At 46.4% G+C, this 11,410-nt stretch carries 12 protein-coding genes; 3 read left to right on the top strand and 9 right to left on the bottom strand.

Translation table 11 applies throughout. The features are described from left to right. Nucleotides 1–224: 224 nt before the first annotated feature. The 5 genes from I1H34_RS09780 to I1H34_RS09760 form a co-directional block, all read right to left on the bottom strand. Nucleotides 225–530, bottom strand: a complete 306-nt coding sequence (locus tag I1H34_RS09780) for an urease subunit beta (protein ID WP_212665446.1) — start codon at nt 528–530, stop codon at nt 225–227. 149 nt (nt 531–679) lie between these two features. Continuing rightward, complete coding sequence (gene arsH / locus I1H34_RS09775) at nt 680–1,306, bottom strand: arsenical resistance protein ArsH (RefSeq protein ID WP_212665445.1); 627 nt, start codon at nt 1,304–1,306, stop codon at nt 680–682. 136 nt (nt 1,307–1,442) lie between these two features. After that, the gene (locus I1H34_RS09770; RefSeq protein WP_212665444.1) at nt 1,443–2,495 is read right to left on the bottom strand and encodes a zinc metalloprotease; all 1,053 of its coding nucleotides are present in this window, start codon (nt 2,493–2,495) and stop codon (nt 1,443–1,445) included. 23 nt (nt 2,496–2,518) lie between these two features. Then, entirely contained in the window at nt 2,519–2,821 is a 303-nt protein-coding gene (ureA, locus tag I1H34_RS09765) for an urease subunit gamma (protein ID WP_212665443.1), read from the bottom strand. 13 nt (nt 2,822–2,834) lie between these two features. Next, nucleotides 2,835–3,683, bottom strand: a complete 849-nt coding sequence (locus I1H34_RS09760) for an urease accessory protein UreD (RefSeq protein WP_212665442.1) — start codon at nt 3,681–3,683, stop codon at nt 2,835–2,837. 232 nt (nt 3,684–3,915) lie between these two features. Here I1H34_RS09760 and I1H34_RS09755 point away from each other — a divergent pair, with 232 nt between their 5' ends. Continuing rightward, nucleotides 3,916–4,122, top strand: a complete 207-nt coding sequence (locus tag I1H34_RS09755; protein WP_212665441.1) for a hypothetical protein — start codon at nt 3,916–3,918, stop codon at nt 4,120–4,122. A gap of 77 nt (nt 4,123–4,199) precedes the next feature. Here the strand turns inward: I1H34_RS09755 and I1H34_RS09750 are convergent, their stop codons facing one another. After that, entirely contained in the window at nt 4,200–5,105 is a 906-nt protein-coding gene (locus I1H34_RS09750; RefSeq protein ID WP_212665440.1) for a D-hexose-6-phosphate mutarotase, read from the bottom strand. 209 nt (nt 5,106–5,314) lie between these two features. Between I1H34_RS09750 and chrA the strand changes: the two genes are divergently transcribed. After that, complete coding sequence (chrA, locus tag I1H34_RS09745) at nt 5,315–6,544, top strand: chromate efflux transporter (RefSeq protein ID WP_212665439.1); 1,230 nt, start codon at nt 5,315–5,317, stop codon at nt 6,542–6,544. A gap of 221 nt (nt 6,545–6,765) precedes the next feature. Continuing rightward, complete coding sequence (locus tag I1H34_RS09740; RefSeq protein WP_212665438.1) at nt 6,766–7,944, top strand: pentapeptide repeat-containing protein; 1,179 nt, start codon at nt 6,766–6,768, stop codon at nt 7,942–7,944. Between the two features lie 57 nt (nt 7,945–8,001). Here the strand turns inward: I1H34_RS09740 and I1H34_RS09735 are convergent, their stop codons facing one another. The 3 genes from I1H34_RS09735 to rpaB form a co-directional block, all read right to left on the bottom strand. After that, nucleotides 8,002–9,672 carry an L-lactate permease gene (locus I1H34_RS09735; protein WP_212665437.1) on the bottom strand — a complete coding sequence of 557 codons (1,671 nt, stop codon included), beginning with the start codon at nt 9,670–9,672 and terminating at the stop codon, nt 8,002–8,004. Nucleotides 9,673–9,817: 145 nt separating this feature from the next. Further along, nucleotides 9,818–10,255 carry a DUF6918 family protein gene (locus I1H34_RS09730; RefSeq protein ID WP_212665436.1) on the bottom strand — a complete coding sequence of 146 codons (438 nt, stop codon included), beginning with the start codon at nt 10,253–10,255 and terminating at the stop codon, nt 9,818–9,820. 321 nt (nt 10,256–10,576) lie between these two features. Further along, the gene (gene rpaB, locus I1H34_RS09725; RefSeq protein WP_212665435.1) at nt 10,577–11,326 is read right to left on the bottom strand and encodes a response regulator transcription factor RpaB; all 750 of its coding nucleotides are present in this window, start codon (nt 11,324–11,326) and stop codon (nt 10,577–10,579) included. Nucleotides 11,327–11,410 lie beyond the last annotated feature (84 nt).

Here is an 11,410-nt window from a genome sequence, read left to right as displayed (position 1 = left end):
GGATGCCCCACAAAAAACAATTCTGTTAGGGGTTCCACCAACAGAATAACGAATCATGAGAGGATAATGGTTTTCCTCTGGCTAATAACTTTAAGCCTAAAAAACGAATTGAATTCAAACTCAGATAGGCAAGGAAATCTTTATCAATCTCTATTTGTCAATAAAGAGATATAAAATAGAGAGTTAAAGACAATTTAATATCTAATAAATTCAACCAAAATAGACTATAAACTACCTTGAATTTTGCCATTAAATCCGAACACTTTTCGTTGCCCGACCAAAGGCACCAAAGTAACATCCCGCTGGTCGCCTGGTTCAAAGCGCACGGCTGTTCCCGCAGGAATATCTAGCCGCATCCCTTTCACTTGTTCCCGATCAAATTCGAGAGCTGAATTCACTTCATAAAAGTGAAAATGAGATCCTACCTGCACCGGGCGATCGCCGGTGTTTGCAACAGCCACCTTCACCGTTGCCCGGCCTGCATTAAGTTCAATATCGCCTGTTTCAGGAAAGAGTTCGCCAGGAATCATGATGGGGCTGCCTGAAGTGTACTTGCTAGCTACTTTACGGTACTTTTTCCCTGAGGTCTAGAACTTGTTTTAGAAACCTGTTCTGTGGTTTTTGAGCCATTCACAAATGGCGTTGGAAGTTTGCTCAAGCTTATGCCAATGGAATGTAATTAGATTTTAGAGATGTCTGCCTGTTGCTGAGCCTTGCGTTCACTGTAGCGATCCGTGAGGTCATCCACTTTATCGCGAAGCAGCAAAGTAAACCGATACAGTTCTTCCATCACATCCACCACACGATCACGATAAGCCGAGTCTTTAAACCGTCCATCCTCATGAAATTCCTGATATGCCTTGGGAACAGACGATTGATTAGGGATGGTAAACATTCGCATCCACCGACCCAGCAGCCGCATTGTATTGACCGCATTAAAAGACTGGGAACCCCCGGAGACCTGCATCACTGCAAGTGTCTTGCCTTGGGTTGGCCTTACAGCTCCCAACTTCAAAGGAATCCAGTCAATCTGGGTTTTCATCAACCCAGAAATATTGCCGTGGAGCTCTGGACTGGACCAAACCTGCCCCTCTGACCATTGGACGAGGGTCAGCAGCTCCTGAACTTTGGGATGGGAATCGGATTCAGCACCATGTAATGGCAGTCCCCGAGGGTTAAAAAAGCGCACTTCTGCCCCCATCTCTTCAATAATGCGAGATGCTTCTTCTGCCAGAAGACGGCTGTAGGAACGCTCTCTTAGAGAGCCATACAGAAATAAGATCCGAGGTGGATGATCAAAGCTCATCTGTTATCTAAACCTGAAGAATATAAAAGTTACAGAGATCCTAAAGTTTGAAAGCCCACCTTTGAAAACGATGGGATGAAGAACGAGTTTGTGGGATTACGCGCCATCAGTTTTTCCCTTCAGACTCAATATACATTCAGTGCTGACGCTTTCTTTTGCGGCGCTGCTTTTCTAACCGTTGCAGGATCGTCGCAATGCCAAACACACCACAGAAACTGATCGCCAACAAGATGCCAAATAGCTGCCAAGGGTTAGGTCCAGCGCTGGATAGGTTTGCAGGAATGATCGTTTGGCATAAGGGATAGAGGAAATTTCGGCCGCCCAGATCATCTAGACTAAGTTTCGGCAGCGGCTCAGCAGCATCCCCCAAGCTGCTATTCATAATGGCTGCCGAGTCAATTTGGGAGACTAATTTCAGGGTCTTGGTAGGCTGTTGACAGTCAATCAGCATCGAATTGCCAGGGATCTTATCCGTATCAAAGTTACGTTGGGGAAACTCGTTCGGGTGATCTAACGCTAGAGCATGACCCACCTCATGAATGAGCAAAGACTCAAAGTGGTTACAGCCGGAAATAGGGGTTTGGGTATCGAAAAAGTAGCAACTACGATTGTTGAAAACGATATCAGCACTGGTAATGGTTTTGCCAGAAACGGGCTGTCCCTGCATACCAATGGGAGTTTCATTGGTGAACCAAAAGCTAGTGTAGGCCCCAAAGTTTGCAACTAGGGGATAGTCTTCAGGGCTGCGGACAAACAGATCAATCTCTGCCCCAAACCCTCGCCACGGCTCCCGCGCTCCATCTGGGGGGATTTGGGCAGCTAGGCTGGTCACTGGCGTAAATTGAAGGACAGGATGATTGTCTCCCCAGTGATCTAGGGCTTTTTGAATCTCCGCTTCGATTTGGGCACAGGTCGGCGGTTGAGGATCTTGAAATAGGGGAATGATCTGGGAGCAAAAGTCGGATGCGATCGCATATTCCAATCCCTCCCCCAGTCCTCGCACATTAGACAAAACCGAACCCGGTACATTACTCCAGCGAGCCGCATCCTGCAGATCATCCGCAAAGTTATTGGGCGTATTGTTGGTAAGGGCATTATCCGTGACAAATCCAAAGGCTGGCCCACTGAGTAGAAGCCAACAGCAAAACATGATGCTTAACCAACGTTTCCATCCCCCTTGATTGGGCATTGTCCCCCTCGTTAGCCGTCAAATTAAGGAATAGGATGATGAACCGTCACGAGCTTGGTTCCATCAGGGAATGTGGCTTCCACCTGAACTTCAGGAATCATCTCCGAAATTCCATCCATAACATCGGCCCGACTGAGCAGCGTGGTGCCATAGCTCATTAATTCAGCAACGGTCCGTCCCTCTCGTGCCCCTTCTAAAATACCCGCAGTAATATAGGCCACCGCCTCAGGGTAATTGAGCTTTATCCCTCGGTCCTTCCGCCGTTCCGCTAGCAGTGCCGCTGTAAACACCAGCAATTTATCTTTTTCCTGGGGAGTGAGTTGCATGGATTACCTCGTTTTAGAGTGGCCAAACACGGGGGGGACAGGCAGGGCGTCCCAAATGGGTGGATCGCAAGAGATTCCACACCTGTATAAACCATTGACGGGCCGCTTGACTAGAGGGACCACGATATCGACAGATCAACCCCAAGGGTAAGCGAGTGATCCCCCCCTCAGCAGCATCTGTGGGCTGCCAAAGTTCACGAGCTGCCTGAATCGTCCTGGGTTCTACCGCCTGCCCGACCCAAAGAAAGCTGCCAACGACCGGTTGTCCAGCCAATCCATGGGGGCTATACCAAATCTCTGGTTGTCCCGGCAACCACTGTCGATCAATCCAAAGAGGAGTGCCTTGCTGCCAGATTTCAGTCTGGGATCGCCAATCCCCCTGGGTAAACTGTTCACCTCGGGCACTGCGACCAAATCGAGTCATCTCCCAACCGCAGTAAATAGCGTCTGGCCCCAGATCAACTCGAAAGGATTGGCGAAACTGCGCTTGATCAAAGACGATGGTTTCTAAGGGCAGCCATTCTAGAACTGCATTGGCAGCCAGCTCACAGTGAATCGTTTGTTGAGCGGCATACCCATTTGAACGATAGACTTTGCCAGCCGATGTTGTCGTCAGCAAGGCGTGGGATTGGGGCTGTAGATCAACATGAATGGAGAGACGATCTCCTCCCACCATTCCCCCTGCGGTATGCATCATCACACTATGACAAACTGGCCCTTCGGGATAAAAAGGGCGTTGCAGATTGAGAGGAGCTTGATGATAACTACTTTGAATCTGAGTTTGGTGAGCTGTTTTCTCATAAGTCAAATTCAGGCGACCATGCCAGCTCGCTGAGTCTGGCTGTCTAGCAAGTTGCTGCATTCAATGATTAGGGCAAGATTTCTAACTATCAAGATAGATAGGTTTTCAATAACTTATCACTAAATTTCTATGACCGAATCTTTTCTATTTGAATGATGGGACAATCTCATCCTCAATTTAGTTCTTGAATGGAGTTATTACGTTTTCTAAAACCTATCCCTTCTTGGTTTTAACTCTGATCAATAACTGTCATAATGCTTACGCTCACGTTGTCTTACTAGTCCGTCTGTCTATGTCAGATCAAGATAAATACTCTGTTTCGCCTGCCCGAGATACTGAGAATATTCGTAAGAATTACAATGACGATGCCCACAAGATGCGGGCAAAAGCGGCTAAAGCACGAATTAAAGCCAAGCAGAAGGAGGAAAAGGATGCCCGGCAAAGAGCTGCCATTGAAAAGATCCCTCCAGAGCATCGCATTTTGGAAGATTCCCTTTAAATCCATGACATCAGCAGGGGAAGTGTGAATGCGATCTCATTCACACTTCCTCAAGTTTTAGCGCTATCCTCAATCCGTTAAACTTGGACGATTCGATAGTCTGCAGATAGGCTGTTGGCAGTCCCCGGCTGAATCTCAATCACCTCATTCGCTGCATTTGCGGTCTCTACACAGACAAATTTTTGATAATCATCATCCTGTAAGTCAGCCATCTTGGCAGCATTATCCACCCAAGGATTCCAAACCACAGCCGTTTGACTCCCTGAAGCCGTAATTTCGATGCGGCGGTTAAGAGCTGGATCTGCAATCGCTAAGTCTGAGGAAACCCCTAAATAAATCCGATCCACCTCTTCAGCGATCGTAATCTGGCCAGCTTGCTGTTTTTGCAGTCCCCCATCGACTTTATCAATGTAGGCCTTATCCTCCAGACCTTTAATACTGAGGGGCGCAATATCTCCCACTTGAAAATAGGTATGAAGGGCCTGAGTAATCGAAAACGGCTGATCACCTGTATTGCGAGTCACCAGTTCAATGGTGAGGGTGGAACCTACCGTAAATTCAATGGATAGCTCGAAGGATTGGGGCCAAATCTCTCGGGTTTCAGGGGTATCTACTAATCCCAGTTTGACCTTGGTCTCTTGATTGGGCGTGGTAGACGTGGATTTCACAGCCCACAACCGATTGCGCACAAATCCATGACTGGCTCGCCCTAAGCCCTCAGGGTCAGGGCCAAACCAAGGCCAACAGATAGGGGCTCCTCCTTTAATGGCTTTGCCCGCCTGGTAATAGGCTTTCTCGCTGAGAAACATCAAGTCTTCAGGGGCAGAAGCAGGTTTGTAGGATAAGACTTGCCCAGCATAGATAGAGATCACCGCTTGGGCATGGGCGTTATTAATCTGAATGACGGGAAGATCGCCCTTGCCAAGGCTGAACTGAAGTTGATCGGCAATACCATAGTCCGAATTGAGCTGCTCAATATTCATAGGGGAATGCTGTCGAAGTTGCTAAAAAATATAGGGAATGTCAGGATTGTCAGGCTCACCAGTCGGCTTAGTGAGATCCTGGTCCTGGCACTAAGACTGTACCGGACTTTCACCTCATTAACCGTAATTTAAGCTGACCCTTGTACAAGTGGAAATGGCTTTTTATAAGCAATAGTTACAAGCAGTTTTCACAGTAGTGGTGTTGCCAGATGATTCAGTCAGAGATCGAGTCTGTTCCTGTACAACCCCTATCCCAACGCCTGATTGAATTAGCCAAGGTGTTCTTGAAACTAGGAACTATCGGCTTTGGCGGCCCCCAAGCTCATATCGCCATGGCCAATGACGAAGCGGTCGTTCGCCGCCAATGGCTGACGCCGGAACAGTTCACTGAAGGGTTGGCCGTTTGCGAAATGCTGCCTGGTCCTGCCTCAACCCAAATGGGTATTTATATTGGCTATGTTCGGGCAGGGCAACTAGGAGCATTAGTATCCGGCTTCTGCTTTATTACACCTGCCTTTTTAATTGTGGTGGCCTTGGCTTGGGGCTATTTTCGCTTCCAAGGACTGCCTCAGATTAATGATATTTTCCTGGGGGTTTCACCGGTGGTGATTGCCATTATTCTGGCCTTTTGCTGGAAGTTGGCGAAGAAAACCCTAAAGGATTTTGTGGGGATTGGCATTGCGATCGCAATCTTTATCCTCACCCTCACCACCTCCATCAACGTCTTAATCCAATTTATTTTGGCTGGACTCATAGGGCTCTGGTGGTTCCGCCCCCGAGGAACGGATCATTCTATCCGGGGTTGGTGGATACCGCCTACTCCTTTATTACTGGCTAATCTACCAGTGGACACCCTGACCCTCTCTAGCTTTTGGGGACTCGAACGAATCGGTGAGTTCCTCCTCCCTCTAACAACCTTTTTCCTTAAGGTGGGCAGCTTTATCTTTGGGGGTGGTCTGGTCATCATTCCTTTACTGGAATTTGAAGTGGTCGAAAAGTTGCACTGGTTAACCCAAACGGAGTTTATCAACGGCGTTGCCATTGGTCAGTTATCGCCAGGACCTGTGGTGTTAACAGCAGCATTTGTCGGCTTTAAGGTGGCAGGTGTATTGGGAGCCTTGGTCTCAACGATTGCTATTTTTGCCCCTTCGTTTGCCTTTATTATGCTGGCAGCTCCTTTGCTTGTGCGAGCCCGAGAGAATCCCTGGATTCGGGCTTTTTTAAAGGGGGTTACGCCTGCAGTACTGGGTGCGATCGCAGCCGCCACCATCCCCCTCCTCAGAACAACCTTGACTCAACCAACCCTGTTCTATTCCATCACTTCTGGGGTAATTGGACTCCTCGCCTTAGGGGCCTTGATCCGCTACAAAGCTCCCACCTGGCTTCTAGTCCCCCTCGGTGCGGGTTTAGGATTAATAGTGGGAGTCATGCCTGCCTAGATTAAGACTGCTTATGGAAGATAAGGTTTTGGGAACAAAGACCTTTGAGTAAGGTTTATGACAACAGATACGGCTATTCAATCCAAAGACTCAACAGAGTTTAGTCCAGAAAAAACCAACGTTCTAAGCATCAACAAAAATTAAACCAACAGAAAAATCGACGGTAATTGGCTCAATATCAATCAAAATAAAGATAGAGCTAATATAAAACCTCTAAGAATATGAAAGCCAAAAAACTATTACAGCTCTATAAGGCTGGAGAACGAGATTTCCAAGACATTAATTTGCACGGAGAATCGCTTAAAGGCCAGAATTTATCAGATGCGAACTTTTGTGGTGCAGATATTCGGGGTACAGACTTCAGCCAGGCATGCCTTAAAGGTTCAAGTTTCAGACTAGCAAAAGCTGGCTTGCAAAATAACTGGCTTCATATCTTCGGTATCACTGCATACTTATTAACAGGCTTAAGTGGCCTATTAGCAGAAGGAATTAGTGCTTTAGTTTTCACTAATTCTTTTGGGTATTGCCTAGTAATTTATATCATCCTAATCACTCTTTGGATATTCGAAATTCAGAAAGGATTTAAAACATTTCTTTTTAGCTTTATTTCATCTTTATCTATTTTTATCAATGTTTTTATCTTTGTCTATATTTTCTTGCCAGTAGTAGATCAAGAGACAAATAAAATCTCGATCATCATTCTTTTGTCAAGCACTATTCTCAGCTTTTGTATTTTCTTCGCGTTCATTAAATTCAAGTCCTTGAAGACATACCATCAAAGACTGCATGAGTCGATGTTTTTGTATGCTTTCTTGCTCCTCCCTACTTTTTTTGAACTGTTTACCAAGAATCCTGACAAATTCATCTTAGGTTGTATTTATTTTTTTAACAGCTTTTGGATATCATTTTTAATCTCTACTGCCATTACATGGATAATTTTTTGTATGGGCATGCCGTTCTTTTTTTCTTATATCCTTCAAGATGACATTGGCATTGCAACCGCTATTTTAAGTAGTTGCATAGGTATTGCCATAGCATTTACTGCCATTGATAATGCAAGTTTGTTTTCACTACTTCTTCCATTAACAGTAATTACTCTTAGTATTTATATGACAAGGGGATTCCTATCCATACAATACAAAGATTCCCCTATTGAATCTCTTGCAGTTGCGATCGCTTGTATGGGTGGTACCTCTTTCCGAAAGGCTGACTTAACAGATGCGAGTTTTAGCCAAGCGGATTTAGGATGTACTGATTTTAGGCAGGCAAAATTAACACCTACAGTTCTCACTCAAACAAAGAATCTAAATCGGGTCCGTTCTTCAGATTCTTATTATCAAATTTGTCAAAATTACTTCGGTCTATTCATACAGATATTGACAGACCAAAAAACTCCCTAGCAGTGGGTGATGACTAGTTTTGATTATTGTTTGTTCAATCGAGTGCAGCCCACTTCACTAAATGCCCATAACAGCACTTACTAGGGGAGATAGCAGAACAATTAGTCCACCTAAAATACCCGCAAAAATCAAATAGTACAGCGTCGGAAAAAAGACTTTTCGAATCAGCAGTCCTTCACATCCTGCCAGACCAACGGTCGCTTCAGCCGTGACAATATTGGATACACAGATCATATTGCCAGCGGAGGCTCCTACACACTGCAGCCCTAGGATGATCGCCGTAGATACATCAATTTGGGATGCAACCCCAAATTGAAACAGCGCAAACATCATATTGCTAACGGTGACGCTCCCGGCCACAAAGGAACCCACCATCCCCACCATCGGGGCGAAAAACGGCCAGGATTGTCCGGCAAGGGTTGCCATACCGTCCGCTAGGGCCAGGGGCATACTCGCTAGACCAGCAGAATTGATACCTGTATTGATAAACACTCGCGCCATTAGAACTGCTGAACCCAGAGCCAAAGCCGTCTTTTGCAAGATCGGTAGAGTTCGCATCACAGCCCGCTGCATTGATTGCATAGACATCCGATGCAGGAAAAAAGTGATCATTACCACCAGGATAAAGACCGTCGGGGGAAGGTAGAGAGGCCGGGTCGCAGCACTGACTTCTGTCCCCAAAATATGGGTCCAGGTTAAGGACAGAGACTGCAGCCCCCTGCGAATGGGCAAAAACTCCAGACGCGACAGTAGCAAAAACAACCCCAGTAACCCATAAGGCAACCAAGCTTGGCGAGCAGTCAGCATGCTTTTGGGTAGGGTGTTAGACAAGGACACAGCCTCTGAATCGCGGGGAAAATCCCAAAGGGTTTTAGGGGTAAACAGCCCCCTCCGAGCAGCGGGAATCACAATCCCCAAGCCAACTAACCCCCCGATCAAGGTGGGAAATTCCGGTCCTAGAAAGTAAGCCGTTAGGGTATAGGGAACGGTAAACGCGAGTCCTGCGAATAAGGCAAACTTCCAGGCCCTTAAGCCATCTAGAACAGAGCGACCCTCTCCAAATCCGGCTGTTAGCACCATCACTAAAACAAGGGGCAGAAAAGTGCCGACCACGCCATGAATCACACCCGCCCATTGCCCAATTAAGGTCAGATACTCGGGTTGAGTTAACCCTAAATCAACCAGCTGTTGATTGACCGCAGGCACACCGTCTAAGCCCGCATCAATACCAATAATGATCGGCGTCCCCACGGCGCCAAAGGTCGAAGGCGTACTCTGAATAATTAACGCAGCCACCACGGCTGCCATCGCCGGAAAGCCAATGGCAACCAATAGCGGCACGGTAATCACGGCAGGAGTGCCAAACCCGGAAGCCCCTTCAATAAAACTGCCAAACAGCCAGGCAATGACAATCACCTGCACCCTGGGATCTCGGGAGATCCCTAATAGACTTTGGCGAATGGTTGCGATCGCACCCGATTCTTGCAGGGTATTGAGCAACAAAATCGCACCGAAAACGATATATAAAATCTCTGCCGCTGCCACCAATCCCTGAATACTAGACGCGGCAACTTCCACTCCAGGAACTCGCCAAACTCCCAAAGCAACACCAACCGTCACCAGATAAGACAAGGGCATGGCTTGACTCGCAGGTCGTCGAGCAACCACTAACAGCAAGAATACTGTTGCAATGGGAATCAACGCGACCAACGAGTATAGAAATATCATTTGGGTTTATCCAACCCATGCTGGGTTGGATAACATAAAGGGCTAAGCACCTAATAAAGCAGATGTATCTGTCTGCTCACCGTCTTGAATAAATAGGTATGAAGTCATTAAATAGGTATGATATGGAGCCACAAAAGCGACCGACCTAATTATGGGCGTAATTGCCTAGAATTTCGGCCAACCCAGGAACGGCTGCTTCCACATCACCTTTCACCGATTTTCGAACTTTTTTATAGGTCGCAATGACAATCTTATTCTTAGCCACACTCAACTTGTGATCCGTCACGCCTAGCAATACATCTGCAGTCTCAGCAGAGTTTTGACTCAAGTGCCCCACCGGATCTCCAGATTGTAGTCCTGCAGCCCACATTGGATCAAGCGCGTCTAAAGCTTGAGGCACTAAGCTTTTCAGGGCTCGAGGAATATACCCTGGTCCAATTCCTTTTAATGCTTTATAAGCAGTCTTAATGGCTAGGCCAGACATTCCCTTTTTGGCTGCGACTTGCTGATCCATGAGTTGAGCACAATCGGCAGCAATACTAGCCTGAGCTTCTTCGTCTTGGACTTGATCTCTCAGCGTCATAGTTGCAATTCCTTAACTCCGAATTTTTCTTTGGTAAATTTTGCCTAGGATAACAAACCGTTGTCTATTCTCAGAAAACTTTGCAGTTAAGCTCAATATTTTTGAGTCAATTCAAAATCGGCCCTTCCTGTTTTAAGCAAGTTTACCCAGTATAGCCAAGGCCTATCATGGCCTTCAAGCCAATATCTAGAGGCAAAAATTCGAACCATAGTTCATTTTCAGAAAAAGAACTAACCGCCTTGAAAACTGTTTTTAGGTATACAGAAAAAATTCCGTCACACCACTATCGATACAACGGAGCAACAGAATTAACTAAATCTATCAGCACATCACTTGTTCAGGGGATTTTTTTCTCATTTTTTGAAAAAAATAGCCAATCCCCCAATCCGTATGAATGTACTCGGGTTGTTTGGAGCTATCACCGATCTTGGAACGCAGCCGGGACACATTCACATCTACCACCCGTAAATCTGCATAGTGGTTGGCAGAATAGCCCCACACTTGCTGCAAAATATCTGAGCGAGAAACGGTCTGTCCAGCTTTGGATACCAATAGCTTGAGGACATCAAATTCGATGCCAGTTAGCTGAATTCTTTGGCCGTGTAAGTACACCTGTCGCTTATGGGTTTCAATCCGCAACGGACCAATTTCCATAATCACCTGCTCAGCAGCATGACTTGCACCTGCTTTGCCTTGACCGGGAACTGTACGCCGTAAAATAGCCTGGATTCTACTTTCTAGCTCCTTAGGAGAAAAAGGCTTGGGTAAATAGTCATCTGCACCTAATTCCAATCCCTTGATGCGATCGCTCACTTCCCCTAGAGCCGTCAGCATAATAATAGGAACGCCGGTGGTTTCGCGAAGAGTCTGGCAAACCTGCAGCCCATTCATTCTGGGCATCATCACATCTAAAACAATCAAATCAGGTTTTTCAGCTTCAAATTGCTCTAGTGCCTCAATCCCATCAGCAGCAACCACAATTTCGTATCCCACCATCGATAGACGGGTTGCCAAAATACGACGAATCGTTGCTTCGTCGTCAACAATCAAAATTTTATGTTGCCTACCCAAGGGACCTAAATCTCCAGACTATTTTAAAAACAAATTGATAAGCGCAAAAACGAACGACACGTCAGCAACTCCAATGGATGTTGC

This window comes from Acaryochloris marina S15, from assembly GCF_018336915.1.
In the GTDB taxonomy this organism is placed as follows: Bacteria; Cyanobacteriota; Cyanobacteriia; order Thermosynechococcales; family Thermosynechococcaceae; genus Acaryochloris; species Acaryochloris marina_A.
The sequence above is the reverse complement of the archived record's forward strand: the minus strand, read 5'-3'. Positions and strand labels throughout refer to the sequence as shown.